Raw genomic sequence first — 19284 nt, 5'->3', positions numbered from 1 at the left:
CGCGTCGAGGCGTCAGCCCGCTCCGATCCCGGCGCTCGCCATCAGGCCGTTCAACGTGCTGGGGAAGGTCTGGCCGACGTCGAACTGATTGGGCAACACGCCATCGGCCTCGAACAAAAGTTCGAGGTCGTGCAGATCGGCCTCGGATGCCCCGCCAAACTCCACCCGTTCGAAGTAGGCCACAGCCAGGATTTCCCGAGCGGAGAGCTTGTCGCCGTTGGAGGGCATACCAGCCGTGGAGATTTCGCCCTGGTCGTTGTATACCTGTCCGGCGGGGGGCGAGCCGTTGACCACCCAAATCACGTGGTCCCGCCAGTCGACAAATGCGGCCAAGACTTCGCCGCCGACCAGTGCCGGGCCGATCCCGCCGCCGCCCTCGGCCCCGTGGCAGCCGGCGCATCCGCCATCGCCGTCGTAGACCTCCCGGCCCATGGCGATGATCTCGGTGTCCCGCTCGGGGGATTCCAGGGTGCCGGCGAAGATGATGGCCCAGAACGGCAGGAAGATGAGCACCGGCACGGCCCACACCGGGATCTTCTTGCGGGTCAGAGCGGCCTGAACCCACGGCTTGACCGGCTCGGGAAGAGGTTCGGGCTCCGGCTCCAGGTCGGGGAGCTCGGGCAGAGACGGTGTCGCGGTGGCCTCAGGAGCCTGAGTTTGAGCCACCGCAGGAGCGGCGGCGGTCTCCGATGGCGGAACCTCTGCCGCCGGTTCGTCGCCGGTGGTCGCGCCGAGGTCCTTGCGACGATCTTGCGATCGTTTCAGCAGATGCTCGGGTACTTCTACCAACGCTCCTCCGGTGTGACTTTCGACCGGAACAGCCTCCGGTCCCGTGCCACATTACGCTCGCCCAACGCTAACGGCCCAACCCACGCGAACAGTGACTTTGGGCCTTGGTTGGGAGGCATGGGCAGCAGTCACTCTGATGTGTAGAAGTGCAGGGTGGGGCTACTACTATCAATCGCGACCGCACCCATTTAAGGGAGGACCGTGGCCGCGAACAGGCCCATAGACATCGCCGTCACCAAGTTCTACAAGGCCCTCGGAGGATGCTTCGTCCTCTATCTGGCACTGTGGGCATTCATCGCCGTCCACCAGTACGACGAGGGATTGGGTGCGCCGTACTTCAACGTGGCCTTCACCGCCTCCTTGGTGGTCTCCGTGATGGGCACCGTCGCATTCTTGGAGTATGCCCGCCGCCGGCCGGTGGGCAAGTACCACACTTGGGGCGAGGCCATGCTGGGCGCCGCACTGATCTTCTTCTTGCTCTTCTGGATCTACGGCGTGGTACCCCACCAGTGGCTGGTGTATGCCGACAGCGAGCTGGGCTGGCGCAAGGACCGTCTCATTGAGGGCTACTACGTGGGCAACCAGGGCATCATCTCCTGGGCCCTGCCATTCGACCTTCCCTACCTGGTATTGCGCGATGTGATCGCAGTGTTGATCTACGGTTTGGCGTTGGCCGGGAATATCGCCGGCTGGATGGTTTGGCAGAGCCGGGGCAAGACCGCCCCGGTCGAGGTGGAGAAGTCCGAGTACGGGCGTCCGATCGTGAGAGAAGGGAGCACAGTCTGATGGCTAGCAGCGATGCCAACCCCCCCATGCCTGAGTTCCGCGACGACTACGTGCTGGTCGAAGTGGACAACGACTACCTCCAGAGCAAGGTCAAGCCCAAGCAGTTCATCCACATCGATCAGTCCGAGTGCATCATGTGCGAGGGGTGCGTGGACATCTGCCCGTGGAAGTGCATCCACATGGTCGCCCCGGATGCCGTCGACCTGGCGGTGGGTGCCGAACAGCCTGGCGTCGACCCCAGCGACCATGTGATCTTCACCATCGATGAGGATGCCTGCACTCGCTGCGCCCTGTGCGTGGACCGATGCCCCACGGGAGTGATCACGCTGGGCCGGTTGGGCGATCCCGGGGGCGACGGCGACCCGCATACGCGAATGACCAGCTACGGCTACGGCTACGGCATGCGGTTGACCTAGAACTAAGGCCCGGAACGGACAAGAGGACACAGGAGCACCGTGGCAAAGCAGCCCAGACCACCGGCGAGCGAGCGAGCCAAGCAGGCCGCGAGCCAAATGATGAGCGACATGCAGGGCTCGCAGGCTTGGTCGTCGATCTTTCGTCCGGGTTCGATCTTCCGCAAGGGCTACAGCGACAGCCCCCGAAACCGCAGCTACGTGATCATGAACAGCGTGCTGTACCACCTTCACCCGGTGAAGGTGAAGCGCCACGCGGTGAAGGTCAGCTACACCCTGTGTTTGGGCGGTCTCAGCTTCTTCTTGTTCATCCTCCTCACCGTGACCGGCATCTTCTTGATGTTCTTCTACCGCCCCACTGCGGCGCAGGCCTGGGATGACATCTACACCCTCCAAACCTCAGTCGCCTTTGGACTGCTGGTGCGCAACATGCACCGATGGGCCGCTCACCTCATGGTCATCACCGTGTTCTTGCACATGGCCCGGGTCTTCTATCACGGGGCCTATAAGCCACCCCGGGAGTTCAACTGGGTAATTGGCGTCATTCTGCTGACCCTCACCTTGCTGTTGTCGTTCACCGGCTACCTGCTGCCGTGGGACCAGCTGGCCCTATGGGCGGTGACGGTGGGAACCAACATGATGGGGTTCACCCCTGTATTCGGCGATCAAGTGCGATTTGTGTTGCTGGGCAGCGTGGAGATCGGCACCGACACGCTGCTGCGTTGGTATGTGCTTCACGTGCTGATGCTGCCCTTTGTGATCGTCATATTCATGGCCATCCACTTCTGGCGAGTAAGAAAGGACGGAGGTATTTCCGGGCCGCTCTAGAAGCGTCGTCGCAACGACGTTCCTGGCCCGATCTGAGAGCCCATGGCGGAAGTCCCTGAACACCTCCTGAAGCGAGCCCAAGAGGCCCGTGAGCGCGCCCAAGCCCAACAGGGCGGCGGCGGTGAGGCCGCGCCCGAATCCTCGGGAGCGGAGTCGTCCGATGCTGGCTCCGATGAGGGCTCGGGCGGGCCCAAGATCCCCGACCACTTGCTCGATCGGTCCAAGTCGGCCCGCGATCAGGCCGGGGCTGGCGGTGCCGCCCCGGCGGCGGCTGCCGCAGTGGCCACGGCCCCGATGCCCGCCGGACCGGCCCAGCCCGAGCCCACCGGCCCCGGCGGAGGAACCCAACGGCTGCTCACCGTGGTCAAGTCGGGCTCCATCCAGGATGTCAAGGCCACCCCCACCGACAAGGTCCACGTCTGGCCCCACCTGCTGGTGGTGGAGTTTGTAGCTGCGCTGATCTTCACTGCATTCACCTTGATCTTCTCGATCTTCGTGAACGCCCCGCTGCTGGAGCTGGCCAACTTCAACGAAACGCCCAACCCGTCCAAGGCACCGTGGTACTTCCTCGGCCTCCAAGAGCTGCTCACCATGTTCCACCCGATGGTGGCTGGTGTGACCATCCCCGGCATTGCGTTGTTCTTGCTGATCCTGGCGCCGTACGTCGACCGCAACCCCAACAAGAAGCCCGAAGATCGCAAGTTCGCCATCTCGCTCATGACCATCCACCTGATGTTCTGGGCGATCCTCGTTCTCATCGGATCCTTCTTCAGGGGACCCGGCTTCAACTTCGTCTTCCCGTGGGAAGTCGGGCTCTTCTTCGATCTGTAGGAACTGACTATGGGCGTCGCACTCTCCATCGCCATACCGATCATCGTGGTGGCCGCGGTCATCGTGTTGATCGGCGCGGCCCGACGAAGGGAGACCATGGCGGCCGAAGGGCGGCTCACTCGGGAGACCCGTCGCCGGGACCGGGGCCGGGTGGACATCGACGACCCTGCCGGAGCACCCGACGCTCCCACGGGACGAGAGGTGGAGCGGGCCGCGGTACTGGCTCGTCAGACCGCGGGCACCGAGTTGGTGGAGGCCGCCGATGCATCGGTGGAGGAGTGGACCCCGCCCGATCCCGATGCCGTCGGGGTGAGCCGCCGCCAGTTCTTGAACCGCAGCACCGTGGCCATGATGGGCTTCAGCCTCACCGGCTTCGGCGCCGCCTGTGTGGCCTTTCTGTGGCCGCCGTTCGTCACCGGCTTCGGCGCCGATGTGAACGCCGGTTTGGTCGCCGATGTGAAGTCGAAGATCAGAGGCGAGAACGGGTTTCTGTACCTTCCCGAGGGCCGGGCCTGGGTCACCGAGTACCCCGCGGCGGCCCTGCCCAAAGCGCAAGACACCTACAGCGCCCCGGAGCTGACCGGAATGGAGGCCGGGCTGGTTGCCTTGTTCCAGAAGTGCCCCCATTTGGGCTGTCGGGTGCCGAACTGTTTGACCTCGCAGTGGTTCGAGTGCCCCTGCCACGGTTCCCGCTACAACCAGGTGGGCGAGAAGCGAGGCGGGCCCGCCCCCCGGGGCATGGACCGGTTCGCCATGTCGGTGAACGCCAAAGGGGAGTTCATCATCCGCACCGGCACTGTCATCCAGGGGCCGCCCATCGGGGTGAACACCACCGGTCAGGAGCCTGAAGGCCCGAGCTGTCTTGGGGGAGCATCGCACTGATGCACCTACTTGCCGCCTCAACCCAGCGCAACCTGGGCATGGCCATCGCGGTGGTGGCCATCGTGGGCTTTGCCATCTATCTCATCTACAACGTGTTGTGGGCCGGCCGCGGCGAAAAGGGCTCAGAAGTAGAGCTGGCCCCCAACCGCAAGCCCTACCTGAGCGACGAGGAACTGGAGACCTCCAAGCTCGACCTTGCCCTGGTCAGCGGCCTGGTCACGCTGGTAATCATCGGGGTTGCTTTGCCGCTGTACTGGCTGGGTGAGCCCGGACGTCAGCAAGGCTACTTGGAGTACTCCCGGGATCAATTCACCAGCCGGGGGGCCGGTCTGTTTGAAGAGTCGTGCTCCAGCTGCCACGGCGGTGGCGGTCTCGGCGGTACCACCGACCACACCGTCACCGACGACAACGGGAACTTCGTGGCCGCCATCAAGTGGGAGGTTCCCGCGCTGACCACCACGCTGTACCGCTTCTCCGAAGAAGAGGTGCGCCACATCCTCAACTACGGTCGCCCGCCCACCCCCATGCAGCCCTGGGGGGCGCCGGGCGGCGGCCCGATGACCACCCAGCAGGTGGAAGAGCTGATCCAGTACATCCAGAGCATTCAGCTTGCCCCCCATGATGTGGAGGGCGAGGTATTGGCTGGCCTCATTACCCAAGTGCGAGATGACGTATTGGCGGCCAATCCCGGTCTGGATTCCAGGTTGGAAGAAGCCCGAGCCGCGGTTGCGGCCGCGGGAGCCGATGATGAAGCCGCCGAAGCCGCCGCAAGGGAGGTGGCTGATTTGGAGAGGGAGCTCCGCGAGATTAGCGAGCAGTACATTCGCGACTTGGCGTCGGCTGATCGGGGAGAGCTGCTGTTCAACAACGGGGTGTACGGCTGTGCTCGGTGCCATACGCCGCGAGACTCGTGGCAGTTCACCGGACCCGAAGAAGAACCCGGCGCCGGTCCAGTGGTATTGACCAGGGGGTCGGATGCCGAGGCCGCGATGGTGGCTCAGCTTGGGAATCTGATTCCTGCTGACATCCCCGGCGGCGGCGGATTCGGGCCCAACCTCACCAACGGCGCCACCCTCCGGCAGTTCGACAGCGCCGAGGGCCACGAGGGCTTTGTCACCATCGGCTCTCAAGAAGGCGTGGGCTACGGCAACTTCGGCCAGGGCGACGGCGGGGGCCAAATGCCGGCCTTCGGCGCATGTGTGGGCGACCGGGACTCGAGTGACCGCAGCCCCATATTCGGCTTCTGCACGCTGGAGGATGGCAGTACCCGGCCGGGCACGCTGACCGCCGCGCAGATTGCCGACATCGTGGCCTACGAGCGGGGGTTGTGAGCATGGGCTCGGTTTTCTCCGCATTGAGCGCCCTAGGGGCCATCTCGTTCGACAACGAGATCCGCGGCTTGCTAACGGTGTTGTTGGGTTCGGCCATCCTGATGGGGTCGGTGTGGCTCATCATCTCCACCAACACCGGCTTCCGCCTCGGCTCCCTTATCGCCATCTCGGCCATCTTCGGGTGGACGGTGATGATGGCATTCCTCTGGTCGCTGTACGGAATCGGGCTGCAAGGGGCTCGGCCCACCTGGGAGGTGCAGGCCATCCACATCGGCAACCCGTCGATCACCGACAACGAGGCCAATCCACCCCCCGAGATTCTCGACGATCTCCCCAACCCGTTGACTTGTGCCACCCTGGGCGACGGAGACTGCCTGCCCAAGGCCATTCAGGTGGTCCGCGTTCTGGGCGACAGCAGCCAAAAGATGGAGCTGGACTCCATTGATGCCGGAGACATACGGGCTGAACTGACCGCCTTCAATGATGCCTTAGCCGACGACGACCCCCGCAAGCTCGCAGGCGATGAGATCGAGAGCGAAGTGCAGCGCCTTGCCGAAGAGCAGCGCATCCGCAACGAAGACCTGACCTTGAGTGAGTTGAAGGGCGTCCATCCCGATCTCACCGACGAGGCAGAGCGCCTAGGTTGGCTGGAGCTGGGCGATTGGAACCTTCAGACCACCCAGGCCGCCGGCGAGGCCATCACCGCGGCCAGCGACTATCTCGCCCAAGCCGATCTGGGCTTTGGCGAGACCGACGCGCAGAGCAACTCATTCGTGGTGCTGGATGCCTACCAGCAGGGGGGCAAGCCCAAGCGGCTCAACAACGGGGTATGGGAGCGGGTCAGCAACAAGGTCATCACCAGTGCGATGCCCCGCCACCCCACCAACTACACGGTGGTGCAAGTCCAGCGGTCGATCTACAAGGAGCCGGTGGCCGGCCAGGCGCCGCCTCCCACGGAGGTCGATCCCAATGAACCGGTCATCTCGGTGCTCATGCAGCGCAACCTGGGCCGGTTCCGCCTGCCCAGTATTCTGGTCACCATCGGCTCGGGACTGTTGTTCTTGGCGTCGCTGCTGATGCTCCACACCCGCGACCTGGAAGTCCGCCGTCGCCTGGAGGGCGAAGGCGCGGCCCCATGATCGTATTGGGGGGGTAGTCCGCGATGACCGGCCAGTACCTGCCGATCCTCGCCCTCGGAGTCTTGGCCGTGCTGTTCGCCGCGTTGAGCTTCGGCGCCTCCCGTCTGCTGGCCCCCCGACGCCAGACCAAAGCCAAGCTGGCCCCCTACGAGTGCGGAGTGGAGGAGAGCACCGACGCCCCCGAGCGATTCGGGGTTCGATTCTTTCTCATCGCCATGATCTTCATCGTCTTCGACATCGAGATCATCTTCTTATACCCCTGGGCGGTGTCCTACCGGGGACTGGGGTTGTTCGGACTAGTGGCCATGGGGATCTTCGCCCTGGCGGTGTTCGAGTCGTTCGTCTACCTCATTGGCAACGGTGCTCTCGACTGGGGACCCTCCCGACCGATATGGCGGCGTGACCCCCGGGTTTCGGCCCGGCGCACCAGCGACACCACCATCCGCCGGGTAGGCCTGGACGGTCGAGGCGCACCGGAGGAGGCGGCATGAGACTTCGGGGGAGCCAGCTGCGATGGAGGGGCCACAAATGAAGCTACCACTCGTGGGTGATCCCAAAGCCATAGCCGACCGCGGGCTTGAGGGGGTCGACCACAACTTCGTGACCGGCAAGCTCGAAGACCTGGTCAAATGGTCTAGGGCTCGGAGTTGCTGGCCGGCCACCTTCGGTCTGGCCTGCTGCGCCATCGAGATGATGGCCACCGGCGGCGCTCACTACGACCTGGCCCGCTACGGCATGGAGGTGTTCCGGGCTTCTCCCCGCCAGGCCGACTTGATGATCGTCGCCGGCCGGGTGTCCCAGAAGATGGCCCCCATTCTGCGCCGCATCTACGACCAGATGATGGAACCCAAGTGGGTGATCTCCATGGGGGTGTGCGCTTCCAGCGGTGGCATGTTCAACAACTACGCCATCGTGCAGGGCGTGGACCAGATCGTGCCGGTGGATGTGTACGCCCCCGGCTGCCCGCCCGGCCCGGAAACCCTCATGCACGCCATCTTGACCCTCCACGACAAGATCACCACCGGGGAGATCACCCGCCGCCGGGATGAGACCGGTGCCGGTGCCAACCTCACCGTCGACCAACGCGACGGTCAATCATCAACGGGCGTGGTAATTCGTACATGAACGATTCGGTGCGACACGTGCCCCGCGACCAGCTCGGCGAGACGGCGGTAATACACGTTTCGCGCGACCAGCTCACCGAGACGGTGGCTGGCTTGCGCGACGAGGGCTATGTGTCGGTCCTCGACGTGACCGCGGTGGACTACTTGGAGCACCCGGGCCGCACCGATCTGCCCCCCGAAGTGGAGCCCGAGCGGTTTGAGCTGGTGGTCACCCTCATCTCCCACGCCGCGCCGGGCCGCATCAGGCTGCGGGTTCAAGTGCCGGCCGACGATCCCACCGTCGCCACCTTGTTCGACCTGTACCCCGGCACCGAGGCATTGGAACGGGAGGTGGCCGACATGTTCGGCATCGTCTTCGAGGGCCATCCCGACCCCAGCCGCATCCTCATGCCCCCCGACTGGGAGGGCCACCCGCTGCGGAAGGACTTCTCAGTGGGGCACATTCCCGTTCAATTCAAGGCCACCCAATGACCGCGCTGAAGACCGTGGGCATGATCCACATTCCCGTTCAATTCAAGGCCACCCAATGACCGCGCTGAAGACCGTGGGCATGATCCACATTCCCGTTCAATTCAAGGCCACCCGATGAGCGCACCTGAGACCGCGGTCGAAGCCACCACCGACGCAGCAGTTCGCCGTCGGGAGGACAGCGCCGTGCTCCGCATTAGCGAGGACGACGGCGAGCGCTTGGAGGCCGAATCCAACGCCAGCGACACCAGCATGATCATGAACATGGGGCCTCAGCACCCCAGCACCCATGGCGTGCTGCGGCTCATGCTGGAGATGGAGGGGGAGACGGTGATGCGGTCCAAGCCGGTCATCGGCTACCTCCACACCGGCATGGAGAAGACCGCCGAGACCCTCACCTATCTCCAAGGCCCCACCAACGTCACCCGCATGGACTACGCCTCCCCGCTGTTCAGCGAGCTGGCCTTCTCGATGGCCACCGAAGCGCTCCTGGGCCTGGAGGTTCCTCCTCGAGCAGTTTGGATCAGGATGCTGATGTGCGAGCTGAACCGCATCAGCTCCCATCTGCTGTTCCAGGCCACCAACGGTATGGACATCGGCGCGGTGTCGATGATGATCTACGGCTGGAGGGAGCGGGAGGAAGCCCTTCGCCTGCTGGAGACCATCACCGGCTTGCGGATGAACCACAACTACATTCGGCCCGGCGGCGTGGCTGCCGACCTGCCCGACGGCTGGCGCGACGAGGTTCTCACCCTCATTGATGCCCTGCCCGCCCGGCTCAATGAGTTCGACACTCTGCTCACTGGCCAGCCCATCTACCGGGAGCGGTTGCAGGGCGTAGGGGTCATCAACACCGCCGAGTGCCTGGCCTTGGGGGTGACGGGGCCCATCCTGCGCTCCACCGGCTATGCCTGGGACCTGCGCCGGGACATGCCTTATCTGGCCTACGACCAAATGGACTTCGACGTGGTGGTGGGCACCTACGGCGACTGCTTCGACCGCTATGCCATCCGGCTGAACGAAATCAGGGAGTCGATCCGCATATTGGCCCAGATCCTCGACCAGATGCCCTCGGGCGACTACCGGGTGCAGGACAAGAAGGTCACCCCGCCGCCCCGGGCCCGCATCGACGAGTCGATGGAGGCGTTAATCCACCACTTCAAGATCTTCACCGAGGGGTTCAAGGTGCCTGCCGGCGAGGTGTACGCCGCAGTGGAGTCCCCCCGGGGGGAGCTGGGCTGCTACATGGTGTCGGACGGCTCGGCGGTGCCCTACCGCATGCATATCCGCGGCCCCAGCTTTGTGAACCTGCAAACCCTGCCCCACCTGATGCAGGGCGGCATGGTGGCCGACGCGGTGGCCATCATCTCCTCGGTCGACCCGATCATGGGGGAGGTGGACCGCTAAGCCATGGCCCGCCTGAACGCCAACAACCTCACCATCGCCCAAGAGATTTTGAGCCGGTATCCGGTTCCCCGCTCCGCGCTCATTCCCCTGCTGCACCTGGCTCAAGAACAAGACGGCTATGTCACCGAGGACGCCATGGCCCACATCGCCGAGTTGGTTGGGGTCACCCCGGCTGAGGTGATGGGCACGTGCAGCTTCTATGAGATGCTCAAGCGGGAGCCGGTGGGTGACTACATGGTCAACATCTGCAACGGCATCTCCTGCCATCTGCTGGGCTCGTCGGAGCTGATCCACCACGCCGAGGCGACCTTGGGGGTGAGGCCCGGCGGGACTACCGACGACGGCAAGATCACCCTGGAAGCCGTGGAGTGCATTGCCGCCTGCACCGAGGCCCCGTGCCTCCAGGTCAACTACCGCTACCGCAACCAGGTCACCACCGATGAATTCGACCAGCTGGTCGAAGACCTGCGGGCCGATACCGCAGGGGTGGCTCCCCACGGCCAGTTGGCCAAGGTGCGCCAGCACATCGGCGACAACCGCCGGGCTGGGGTGTCGCCCCCCGACGGCCAGGGCGAGCCGGCCTGGATGGCCCGCAACCCCTCCGACAATGGAGACGGCTCGTGAGCGCGCCCGCCCCCCAGGACCTGCGGATCATCACCTCTCGCTTCGACACCGAAGACGGCCACACCCTGGCCGGTTACGAGCGCACCGGGGGCTATGCCGGGCTGCGCCGAGCCCTGGAGATGGCCCCGGCCGACGTCCACGGCGAGGTTCGTACCGCCAGCCTGCTGGGCCGGGGTGGTGCCGGCTTCCCCGCCGGGGTCAAATGGGGCTTCTGTCCGCCCGGCGTGTGGCCCCGCTATCTGGTGGTGAACGGCGACGAGTCGGAGCCTGGCACCTATAAGGACCGCCTCCTCATGGAGCGCGATCCCCACCAGCTCATCGAGGGCTGTTTGATCGCCTGTTATGCCCTCGGGCTCACCCAGTGCTTCCTGTATGTGCGCGGCGAGATGGCCCACGCCCAAGAGCGGCTAGCTGCCGCCCTCAACGAGGCCTACGAGGCGGGTTACGTGGGCGCCAACGTGCTGGGCGCCGAGGACTTCTCGGTAGACATCACCCTGCACTGGGGGGCGGGGGCCTACATCGTGGGAGAGGAGACCGCCCTCATCGAGAGCCTGGAAGGCGACCGGGGAATGCCCCGGCTCAAGCCCCCCTATTTCCCGGCGTCCATCGGCCTCTACGGCAAGCCCACCATCGTCAACAACGTGGAGACCCTGGCCAACCTGCCGTGGATCGTGTCCAACGGCGGGGCGGCCTTTGCCACCATGGGGGCGGACAGCTCCACCGGCACCCGGGTGTTCGCGGTGTCGGGCCATGTGGCTACCCCCGGGGTGTTCGAGGTGCCCTTCGGCACCACCACCTTCCGCGACATCATCTTCGACCCCCGCTATGCCGGCGGCATGCGCCCGGGCCGGACCCTCAAGACGTTCATTCCCGGCGGCGCGTCGGCCCCGTGGTTCTTCGAGGAGCATCTCGACTTGCCCTTGGAGAAGACCACCGTCGACCAGGCCGGATCCATGCTGGGCTCGGGGGCCATCGTGGTCATGGACGACACCACCGACGTGGTGAAGGCCTGCCACAACGTGGTGCGGTTCTTCGCCCGGGAGTCCTGTGGCAAGTGCACGCCGTGTCGGGAGGGAACCTCCTGGCTGGAGAAGATCTTGAGCCGCATCTTGGCCGGCCAGGGCCGTCCCCAAGACCTGGATCTGTTGATGGACGTGTGCGACAACATCAGCCCCGGTATCGCCTGGCCGCCCCGCCAGACCACCATCTGTCCGTTGGGGCCTTCGGCAGTGTCGCCCATCGCCTCGGCCCTGGAGCGGTTCCGCGGCGAGTTCGAGGCCTATCTGCCCGCCACCTCGGTCGCGGTCACGACAAGCGCAGGAGTTATGTCGTGAGCGAGCAAGAGACCGTGGTCAACATCACCGTCAACGGCCAGCCGGTGGAGGCCCAGCCCGGCGAGTGGGTCATCGCCGCGGCCGAGCGGGCCGGGGTGTACATCCCCCACTTCTGCTACCACCCCCGCATGAATTCGGTGGGCATGTGCCGCATGTGCATCGTGGACATCGACACCGGACGAGGCCCCGCTCTGCAACCCTCCTGCATGGTCGCAGTGAGCGAGGGCATGGAGGTGGATACAACCTCGGATCAAACCCGCAAAGCCCAAGACGGTGTGCTGGAATTTCTGTTGCTGAACCACCCGCTGGACTGCCCGGTGTGCGACAAGGGCGGCGAGTGCCCTCTCCAAGACCAGACCATGGCCTATGGCCCCGGCGAGAGCCGGTTCGTGGAGGAGAAGCGCCACTTCGAGAAGCCCATCCCGGTGAACGACCTGGTGTATCTCGACCGGGAGCGCTGCATCCTGTGCGACCGCTGCACCCGGTTCGCCGATGAGGTGGCCGGCGACCCGCTCATCACCTTCCAAGACCGGGGCGACCAAACCCAGGTCAACACCTTTCCTGATCTGCCCTTCTCCTCCTACTTCAGCGGCAACACCGTGCAGATCTGCCCGGTTGGCGCCCTCACCGCGGTGCCCTATCGGTTCAAGGCCCGCCCCTGGGATCTCATCGAGGTGGAGTCCACCTACCCCAACCCAATGGGCGACCGGGTGGTGGTCCAGGCCTCCCGGGATCAGGTGCTGCGCTATCAGGGGGTGGACAGCGACGCGGTCAACTGGGGATGGCTGACCGACAAGGACCGTTTTTCTTTCGAGGCCACTGCCAGCGAGCTTCGGCTGCGGACGCCGCTGGTTCGGGGCACGCCCTTGGGCCGAATCGACCCCGCTGGCAGCGAGCTGGTCGAGACTTCTTGGGGCCAAGCCCTCAGCCAGGCAGCTGATGCCATCAAAGGGGCAGTGGCCAGCAATGGCCCCCAGTCGGTGGCAGTGCTGGGCGGCGCCCGGCTAACCAATGAAGACCAGTACGTTTGGGCCCGGCTGGCCAAAGGCGTAATCGGCACCGACAACGTCGACGCCCAGCTCGACGACGGTCTGCCCGCCGATGCGGTGTTGGGCCTGCCCCGGGCCACCATCAACCGGGCCTGCACTCCGGGCGGCACAGTCATTCTGCTGACCCCTGATCCCAAAGAGGAGCAGGGCACCCTGTATCTGCGCCTCCGCCACGCCGTGGTCAACGACGGGGTGCAGCTCATCGAGATCACCCCCCGCGCCACCGGGCTGAGCCACTTGACTACCCACCGGCTGCACCATCGTCCGGGAGAGGCCGCCGCGGTGGCCGCCGCGCTGGTGGGCGGCGAGATCGACGCCGGACCTGACGGAGACATCGGTGGGGTTCCCGCTGCCGTCGTGGCTGGCGCGGCGGCCGCACTGGCCGACCGCGCCGATCAGCCGATTACTGTCATTTTGGGCCGCCCCTCGCTGGCGGAGTCGGCCGATTTCACTTTGGACGCGGCGGCCGAGCTGGCTCGGTTCGCCAACCTTCTCAACGCTGGTGGCCGGCCGGGCATCGCGTTTCTGCCCGCGCTGCACCGGGGCAACGTGCTGGGCACATTCGACATGGGGTTGGGCCCCGGACTGCTGCCCGGACGAATAACTCTGACTGACGGCGGTTCGGCGCTGGCCGAGTCGTGGGGTTCGGTGCCCTCCTCCCCGGGTTCGGATGCCCGCGGCATTCTGAAAGCCGCCGCCGAAGGCCACATCGACGTGCTGATTCTGTTGGGCGCCGATCCGCTGGGCGATTTCCCGAACGCCGAGCAGGCCGAAGAAGCCCTCGGGCGAGTGGGCACGATCATCGCCTCTGATCTATTCCTCAACCCGTCTGCGGCCCGGGCCCACATCGTGTTTCCCGCCGCCGGGTTCGCCGAACGTCGGGGCACCCACACCAACATGGAAGGGCGCATCACCAGCCAGCGCCAGATCATCACTCCGCCGGGCACGGCCCGAGCCGACTGGGCCATCGCCACCGAATTGGCCCGACAGCTCGGTGCTGACTTCGGATTCGGCTCTCCTGAGGAAGTGTGGGAGGAGATCGCCCGGGTGGCCCCGTCGCACCGAAACCTGTCCTTAGAAACCATCGAGGCTGCTGACGACGGCGTTGTGGTCGCCGACAGCTCCATCGAATTCACCTCGCTCGAAGCCCCCACCTCAGCGCCGCCAATCGATGCCTACAGCCTGCGGCTGGTGTCTTCGAGGCGCATGTACGACCGGGGCACCCTGGTTCAGCACGCCGGTTCGCTGGCCGCCTTGGCGCCGGCCGCGGTCCTGTCGGTCAATCCCTACGACTTCGACCGGGTCGGCGTGGAGCCGGGCACCGACGTACAGGTGATTTCCCACGTGGGCGAGATGGACATGCCGGTGGTGGCCGATCCCGGTGTCCCCCGAGGAACCGCGGTGTTCGGCTACAACTACCCGGACCTGGATGTGAGGGATCTCGTTGATCCCGAGGCCCCGGTCACCGACTTGAGGATCCAGACGCAATGAGCGGAGAGACGCCTCATCAGGGGGGTTGTACCCGATGACCGCGGCTCTCGGTCCCAGCGTGTTCGGCCTCGACCCCCTCTATGTCGGCGGGGTGGGTTTGGCCGAGGTGCTCATCACCCTGCTCAAGGTTGGGGTGGCCTTCGCCGTCCTCCTGGTGGCCGTCATGCTGATGATCTGGTTCGAGCGCAAGCTCATCAGCGACATGCAGAACCGCATCGGCCCCAACTTGGCCGGCCCGTTCGGCATCTTCCAAACGCTGGCCGACGGCATCAAGCTGTTCTTCAAGGAAGACCTCGTTCCCGAGCAGTCCGACCGATTGGTGTTCAAGCTGGCCCCCTACCTGTCGCTGGTGCCCGCCTTTTTGGTGTTTGCCGTGGTCCCGGTGGGGGGCGACTTCAGCGGCGGCAACGGCCGAATCTCCCTGTTCGGCCACGAGACCCTTCTCCAAGTGTCCGATCCGCCGGTGGGAATCCTGCTGGTGCTGGCCATGTCGTCGGTGGCCGTGTACGGGGTGATGCTGGCCGGCTGGTCGTCGGGCTCCAAGTATCCGCTGCTGGCGTCGGTGCGAGCCTCAGCCCAAATGGTGTCGTACGAGGCCGCTCTGGGCCTGTCACTGGCCGCGGTGCTGTTGAAGTCGGGCAGCTTGTCCACCAACCAGATCGTGGCTGAGCAGTCGGTGTGGAACTGGAACCTGTGGGTCACCTGGGTTGTGCCCATGGTCATCTTCTTGATCGCGGCCACCGCCGAACTGAACCGTCCCCCGTTCGACTTGGTGGAGGCCGAGCAGGAGCTGGTCGGCGGATTCCACACCGAGTACAGCTCCCTCCGGTTCGCCTTGTTCTTCCTGGCCGAGTTCATGAACACCATCACCATGTCGGCCATCATCGTGACGCTGTTCCTGGGCGGCCCCAACGGCCCCGATTTCACTACGGTGGGCTGGCTGTCGGGCCTGTTGTGGTTCTTCATCAAGCTGATGCTGTTCTTGTTCGCCTTCGTGTGGTTGCGGGCCACCCTGCCTCGCTTCCGCTACGACCAGCTCATGGACCTGGGCTGGAAGCTGCTCATCCCCTTATCGCTGGGCTGGCTGCTGGTGTTGGCCTCCTATGACGTGGCCGGCGACCGGGGCTGGAACCGGGCCGCGGCGGTGATCGTGATGCTGGCCATCATGGCCGCGCTGGCTGGCCTGCTGGCCCTGGCCCTGCGGGCCGCCCGCCAGCGCCGAGAGCTCGATCCGCAAGGAGGGTTCGCCTAATGGGATACCTCCAGGGATTCGCAGTCACGCTGCGCAAGCTGCTCAAAGGCACCGCCACTGGCCGGGTGGTCACCACCCAGTACCCCGATGAGAAGCGCCCCAAGCCCGAGCGCTTCCACGGCCGCCACGTGCTCAACCGCTACGAGGACGGCATGGAGAAGTGCATCGGGTGCGAGCTGTGCGCTGGGGTGTGCCCGGCTCGCTGCATCTACGTGCGCGGCGCCGACAACCCGCCCGACGATCCAGTGTCGCCCGGCGAGCGCTTCGGCTACGTGTACGAGATCAATTACCTGCGGTGTATTCACTGCGACCTGTGCGTGGAGGCCTGCCCCACCGAGGCCATCACCGAGTCGAAGCTGTTCGAGTTCTCGTTCACCAACCGGTCCGACGCCATCTACACCAAAGACGAGTTGGTGGTGGGCGACGACGGCCGGCCCCAGCAGCTTCCGTGGGAACACTGGGAACCAGGCGACGATGAGCACACCTCGGCGTGGGTGCGGGCCACGTCGCCGTCGGGCATGGCCGCCTACGAGGGCAAGGTGGCCTGGTCGGGCGAGCTGGGCTACGGCATCCGTCCCCCCGAACGGGGCCAAACCGAGGACGAGGACACGGCTGAAGAGCCTGAGGAAACTGACGCCACACACGACGACCATGGCGGCCACCACTGATGGAGACCGCGGTCTTCATAGTGTGCGCGGCCATCGTGCTGGCCGGGGCGCTGGGTGTGGTTCTGGCCCGTAACCCGGTCCACGCCGCATTGAGCCTGGTGGGGACCCTGTTCGGCATGGCCGTTTTGTTCCTCAACCTGGAGGCCCACTTCTTGGCCGCGGTGCAGATCATCGTCTACGCCGGCGCCATCGTGGTCCTTTTCTTGTTCGTGATCATGCTGTTGGGCGTCGACCGGCTGGAAGACTTGTCGGTGGAGCCCATCACCGGCCAGCGGGTTCTGGCCGCCATCGTGGGCTTGGGCACCTTCGGGTTGGCCGTGGCGTTTTTGGTGACCAGCGACATCGGCTTGCCGGGTCAAAAGGCCATGACGGCGCCCATCACCGATCAATACTCCAACTTGCGCCAGATCGCCGACGTCTTGTTCACACACTACGTGTACGCCTTTGAAGCCACCGCCGCCTTGCTCACCATCTCGGTGGTGGGCGCAGTGGTCATGTCCCGTCGCATAGCCCGCGCCGACCAAGCTCAGGAAGCCCCCGAATCCCAAGAAGCCGCAGGGGACGACTGATGGTCACCGCCTCCTGGTATCTGATCTTGGCCGCCGGCCTGTTCACCATCGGCGCGGTGGGCCTGCTGGTGCGGCGCAACCCGCTGATCATGTTCATGTGCGTGGAGCTGATGCTCAACGCCGTCAACCTCACCTTCATTACCTTCGGGCGGGAGCTGGGCGACATCGGCGGGCAGGTATCGGTGTTCTTCGTGCTGGTGGTGGCGGCCGCCGAGGTGGTGGTGGGATTGGCCATTGTGGTGGCCATCAACCGCCGCCGCCCCCAAGCCACCGCCGACGACTTATCGGTGTTGAGGGGATAGGGCCGGGGTAGTCCATGAGCACGCTCGTTGATCTGGTCTGGCTGATCCCCGCGTTCCCGCTGGCGGGGGTCTTGATCCTCATGACGCTGGGCCGCCGCCTGGGCGAGCCCTGGGCCGGCTGGCTGGCCACGGCCATGATGGGCGGATCGTTCCTGGCCACGCTGCTGGTGTTCATCGGGCTGGTGGGCCACGAGGGCGACGAGCGGGAGACGGTGGTCACCCTGTTCGAGTGGGTGCCAGCCGGGAAGCTGGCGGTGGACATCGGTTTTCTGGCCGACCCGCTGTCCATCACCATGGCCCTGTTTGTGACCGGGGTCGGGGCCCTCATCCACCTGTACTCCATCGGCTACATGCACGGCGACGCCGACTTCTCCCGGTTCTTCATCTACCTCAACCTGTTCGCCTTCTCCATGCTCATGCTGGTGCTGGGCGACAACCTGCTGCTCACCTTCCTGGGCTGGGAAGGTGTGGGGGCCTGCTCCTACCTGCTGATCTCGTTCTGGTTCACCGACGAGGCCAACGCCTCGGCAGGCAAGAAGGCGTTCGTCACCAACCGGGTGGGGGACTGGGGCTTTCTGGTGGCCATGTTCCTGGCCTTTTTGACCTTCGGATCGCTTCAGTACGGGGAGATCTTCTTCGACGTGGAGTCCAATGGCGTGGCCGCGGGCACGGCGTCGGCCATCGTGGTGCTGCTGCTGGTAGGCGCGGCGGGCAAGTCGGCCCAGTTCCCGCTGCACATTTGGCTTCCTGACGCCATGGCCGGCCCCACCCCGGTGTCGGCCCTCATCCACGCCGCCACCATGGTTACCGCCGGGGTGTACCTGCTTACCCGGATGAACCCCATCATCGCCGAGGCCCACGGCTGGGTGCCCGACCTCATTATGTGGGTGGGTCTGGGCACCGCGCTGATGGCCGCCACTATCGCGGTGGCCCAAAACGACATCAAAAAGGTGCTGGCCTACTCCACCGTCAGCCAGCTCGGGTTCATGTTCGTGGCCGTGGGCTCGGGGGCCTACGTGGCTGCCATCTTCCACATGGTCACCCACGCCTTCTTCAAGGCGCTGCTGTTCTTGGGAGCCGGGTCGGTGATCCACGGCATGGACGGCGACCAGGACATCCGCCGCTATGGCGGCCTGGCTCGGCTGCTGCCCATCACCTCGATGACCTTCGTGGCCGGATGGCTGGCCATCGCCGGGGTGCCCCCGTTCTCGGGCTTCTGGTCGAAGGACGAGATTCTGGCCTACGCCTACGGCGAGAACAAGGTGCTGTGGGTGCTGCTGTTGGCCACCGCCATCCTCACCGCCTTCTACATGACCCGACTGGTGCTCATGACCTTCTTCGGTCCGCCCCGCTGGGTGTCCGGCGACGACGCTGGAGACGTCGAGCCAGGCGAGGCAGAAGACACGGCTGATGCAAACGAGGCCGACGCCCACGACGAAGCAGCCCCACCCAATCGCCACCCCCACGAGTCGCCGTGGACCATGACCATTCCCCTGGTGGTGCTGGCCGGATTGGCCATGGTGGCCGGGGTGTTCAACCTGCCGTTTACTTCTGATGTCCACTTCCTGGGCAACTGGCTGAAGCCCTCTCTGTTCGGCAACGGCGGCCATCTCCCCTTCGGCGGGGGCACCCAGTGGGTGCTGGCCCTAGTGGCCATTGTCGGCAGCCTGGGCGGGGTGTCGGCCGGCGCCGCGGTCTACATCCGCCGCCGGATCGACCCGGCTCGCATCGAGCGCCCCTTCTTGGCCCGGGCCTGGCGCATCGACGAGATCGTCACCAACTTCATGGGCGGTCCCGGCCGCCGGGCATTCGAGCGCACCACCCAATTCGATGAGCGAGTGGTGGACGGTGCGGTCAACGCCACCGGCACCCTGATCCGCCGGGGCGGGACCAAGCTGCGGGTGTCGCAGTCCGGCCTAGTCCGCAGCTATGCCCTGGGCATCGCCATCGGCGCGGTGGCGCTGCTGGCCTGGTTCATCTCGAGGGCGGGATTCTGA

At 65.4% G+C, this 19284-nt stretch carries 19 protein-coding genes and 1 pseudogene; 19 read left to right on the top strand and 1 reads right to left on the bottom strand.

All coding sequences use genetic code 11. The annotated features are described in order from the left end of the window. Positions 1-12: 12 nt before the first annotated feature. Positions 13-789: a c-type cytochrome gene (locus tag ACOGXH_RS14415; protein WP_419929785.1), complete on the bottom strand. Its 777-nt coding sequence runs from the start codon at positions 787-789 to the stop codon at positions 13-15. 201 nt (positions 790-990) lie between these two features. Between ACOGXH_RS14415 and ACOGXH_RS14410 the strand changes: the two genes are divergently transcribed. The 19 genes and pseudogenes from ACOGXH_RS14410 to nuoL all read left to right on the top strand — a co-directional run bounded on the left by ACOGXH_RS14410 (position 991) and on the right by nuoL (position 19284). Further along, positions 991-1575 (top strand): hypothetical protein, encoded by a 585-nt coding sequence (locus tag ACOGXH_RS14410; protein WP_419929784.1) that lies wholly within the window; start codon positions 991-993, stop codon positions 1573-1575. Further along, positions 1575-1991 carry an NADH-quinone oxidoreductase subunit I gene (locus ACOGXH_RS14405; RefSeq protein WP_419929783.1) on the top strand — a complete coding sequence of 139 codons (417 nt, stop codon included), beginning with the start codon at positions 1575-1577 and terminating at the stop codon, positions 1989-1991. Before ACOGXH_RS14410 ends, ACOGXH_RS14405 begins: the two co-directional genes overlap by 1 nt. Before the next feature lie 99 nt (positions 1992-2090). Further along, complete coding sequence (gene extP, locus ACOGXH_RS14400) at positions 2091-2816, top strand: selenite/tellurite reduction operon b-type cytochrome ExtP (RefSeq protein ID WP_419929782.1); 726 nt, start codon at positions 2091-2093, stop codon at positions 2814-2816. Between the two features lie 42 nt (positions 2817-2858). Further along, positions 2859-3647 (top strand): menaquinol-cytochrome c reductase cytochrome b subunit, encoded by a 789-nt coding sequence (locus tag ACOGXH_RS14395; protein WP_419929781.1) that lies wholly within the window; start codon positions 2859-2861, stop codon positions 3645-3647. Positions 3648-3656: 9 nt separating this feature from the next. Continuing rightward, the gene (locus tag ACOGXH_RS14390) at positions 3657-4529 is read left to right on the top strand and encodes a ubiquinol-cytochrome c reductase iron-sulfur subunit (RefSeq protein ID WP_419929780.1); all 873 of its coding nucleotides are present in this window, start codon (positions 3657-3659) and stop codon (positions 4527-4529) included. Then, positions 4529-5860 carry a c-type cytochrome gene (locus ACOGXH_RS14385; RefSeq protein WP_419929779.1) on the top strand — a complete coding sequence of 444 codons (1332 nt, stop codon included), beginning with the start codon at positions 4529-4531 and terminating at the stop codon, positions 5858-5860. Before ACOGXH_RS14390 ends, ACOGXH_RS14385 begins: the two co-directional genes overlap by 1 nt. A gap of 2 nt (positions 5861-5862) precedes the next feature. Beyond that, positions 5863-6999, top strand: a complete 1137-nt coding sequence (locus ACOGXH_RS14380; RefSeq protein WP_419929778.1) for a hypothetical protein — start codon at positions 5863-5865, stop codon at positions 6997-6999. A 23-nt stretch (positions 7000-7022) separates the two neighbouring features. Further along, positions 7023-7490: an NADH-quinone oxidoreductase subunit A gene (locus ACOGXH_RS14375; RefSeq protein ID WP_419929777.1), complete on the top strand. Its 468-nt coding sequence runs from the start codon at positions 7023-7025 to the stop codon at positions 7488-7490. Positions 7491-7599: 109 nt separating this feature from the next. Continuing rightward, positions 7600-8064: pseudogene (locus ACOGXH_RS14370) on the top strand (NADH-quinone oxidoreductase subunit B); the annotation flags it as partial. A gap of 56 nt (positions 8065-8120) precedes the next feature. Beyond that, entirely contained in the window at positions 8121-8594 is a 474-nt protein-coding gene (locus tag ACOGXH_RS14365) for an NADH-quinone oxidoreductase subunit C (RefSeq protein WP_419929776.1), read from the top strand. A gap of 114 nt (positions 8595-8708) precedes the next feature. Continuing rightward, a complete protein-coding gene (locus tag ACOGXH_RS14360; RefSeq protein ID WP_419929775.1) occupies positions 8709-9998 on the top strand; it encodes an NADH-quinone oxidoreductase subunit D in 1290 nt (429 codons plus the stop codon). A 3-nt stretch (positions 9999-10001) separates the two neighbouring features. Continuing rightward, positions 10002-10622 (top strand): NADH-quinone oxidoreductase subunit NuoE, encoded by a 621-nt coding sequence (gene nuoE / locus ACOGXH_RS14355; RefSeq protein WP_419929774.1) that lies wholly within the window; start codon positions 10002-10004, stop codon positions 10620-10622. Beyond that, on the top strand, positions 10619-11956 hold the full coding sequence (gene nuoF / locus ACOGXH_RS14350) for an NADH-quinone oxidoreductase subunit NuoF (protein WP_419929773.1): 1338 nt from the start codon (positions 10619-10621) through the stop codon (positions 11954-11956). The genes nuoE and nuoF overlap by 4 nt, the downstream gene beginning before the upstream one ends. Next, positions 11953-14496: a molybdopterin-dependent oxidoreductase gene (locus tag ACOGXH_RS14345; RefSeq protein WP_419929772.1), complete on the top strand. Its 2544-nt coding sequence runs from the start codon at positions 11953-11955 to the stop codon at positions 14494-14496. The genes nuoF and ACOGXH_RS14345 overlap by 4 nt, the downstream gene beginning before the upstream one ends. Positions 14497-14530: 34 nt before the next feature. Continuing rightward, the gene (gene nuoH, locus ACOGXH_RS14340) at positions 14531-15748 is read left to right on the top strand and encodes an NADH-quinone oxidoreductase subunit NuoH (protein WP_419929771.1); all 1218 of its coding nucleotides are present in this window, start codon (positions 14531-14533) and stop codon (positions 15746-15748) included. Continuing rightward, on the top strand, positions 15748-16416 hold the full coding sequence (nuoI, locus tag ACOGXH_RS14335; protein ID WP_419929770.1) for an NADH-quinone oxidoreductase subunit NuoI: 669 nt from the start codon (positions 15748-15750) through the stop codon (positions 16414-16416). The genes nuoH and nuoI overlap by 1 nt, the downstream gene beginning before the upstream one ends. Then, positions 16416-16985 (top strand): NADH-quinone oxidoreductase subunit J, encoded by a 570-nt coding sequence (locus ACOGXH_RS14330; protein WP_419929769.1) that lies wholly within the window; start codon positions 16416-16418, stop codon positions 16983-16985. Before nuoI ends, ACOGXH_RS14330 begins: the two co-directional genes overlap by 1 nt. Further along, the gene (gene nuoK / locus ACOGXH_RS14325; RefSeq protein ID WP_419929768.1) at positions 16985-17287 is read left to right on the top strand and encodes an NADH-quinone oxidoreductase subunit NuoK; all 303 of its coding nucleotides are present in this window, start codon (positions 16985-16987) and stop codon (positions 17285-17287) included. Before ACOGXH_RS14330 ends, nuoK begins: the two co-directional genes overlap by 1 nt. 14 nt (positions 17288-17301) lie before the next feature. Next, positions 17302-19284 (top strand): NADH-quinone oxidoreductase subunit L, encoded by a 1983-nt coding sequence (nuoL, locus tag ACOGXH_RS14320; RefSeq protein WP_419929767.1) that lies wholly within the window; start codon positions 17302-17304, stop codon positions 19282-19284.

The organism is Candidatus Poriferisocius sp. (genome assembly GCF_965208355.1).
GTDB lineage: Bacteria > Actinomycetota > Acidimicrobiia > Acidimicrobiales > Bin134 > Poriferisocius.
This window is presented reverse-complemented; position numbering and strand designations above follow the sequence as displayed.

Excerpts from the sequence above, each read along its gene's own strand:
- nuoH (WP_419929771.1), top strand. The coding sequence starts at position 14,531 with ATGACCGCGGCTCTCGGTCCCAGCGTGTTCGGCCTCGACCCCCTCTAT.
- ACOGXH_RS14385 (WP_419929779.1), top strand. The coding sequence starts at position 4,529 with ATGCACCTACTTGCCGCCTCAACCCAGCGCAACCTGGGCATGGCCATC.
- ACOGXH_RS14330 (WP_419929769.1), top strand. The coding sequence starts at position 16,416 with ATGGAGACCGCGGTCTTCATAGTGTGCGCGGCCATCGTGCTGGCCGGG.
- nuoK (WP_419929768.1), top strand. The coding sequence starts at position 16,985 with ATGGTCACCGCCTCCTGGTATCTGATCTTGGCCGCCGGCCTGTTCACC.
- ACOGXH_RS14380 (WP_419929778.1), top strand. The coding sequence starts at position 5,863 with ATGGGCTCGGTTTTCTCCGCATTGAGCGCCCTAGGGGCCATCTCGTTC.
- ACOGXH_RS14390 (WP_419929780.1), top strand. The coding sequence starts at position 3,657 with ATGGGCGTCGCACTCTCCATCGCCATACCGATCATCGTGGTGGCCGCG.
- ACOGXH_RS14365 (WP_419929776.1), top strand. The coding sequence starts at position 8,121 with ATGAACGATTCGGTGCGACACGTGCCCCGCGACCAGCTCGGCGAGACG.
- ACOGXH_RS14375 (WP_419929777.1), top strand. The coding sequence starts at position 7,023 with ATGACCGGCCAGTACCTGCCGATCCTCGCCCTCGGAGTCTTGGCCGTG.
- nuoI (WP_419929770.1), top strand. The coding sequence starts at position 15,748 with ATGGGATACCTCCAGGGATTCGCAGTCACGCTGCGCAAGCTGCTCAAA.
- extP (WP_419929782.1), top strand. The coding sequence starts at position 2,091 with ATGAGCGACATGCAGGGCTCGCAGGCTTGGTCGTCGATCTTTCGTCCG.
- nuoL (WP_419929767.1), top strand. The coding sequence starts at position 17,302 with ATGAGCACGCTCGTTGATCTGGTCTGGCTGATCCCCGCGTTCCCGCTG.
- ACOGXH_RS14395 (WP_419929781.1), top strand. The coding sequence starts at position 2,859 with ATGGCGGAAGTCCCTGAACACCTCCTGAAGCGAGCCCAAGAGGCCCGT.
- nuoE (WP_419929774.1), top strand. The coding sequence starts at position 10,002 with ATGGCCCGCCTGAACGCCAACAACCTCACCATCGCCCAAGAGATTTTG.
- ACOGXH_RS14405 (WP_419929783.1), top strand. The coding sequence starts at position 1,575 with ATGGCTAGCAGCGATGCCAACCCCCCCATGCCTGAGTTCCGCGACGAC.
- ACOGXH_RS14360 (WP_419929775.1), top strand. The coding sequence starts at position 8,709 with ATGAGCGCACCTGAGACCGCGGTCGAAGCCACCACCGACGCAGCAGTT.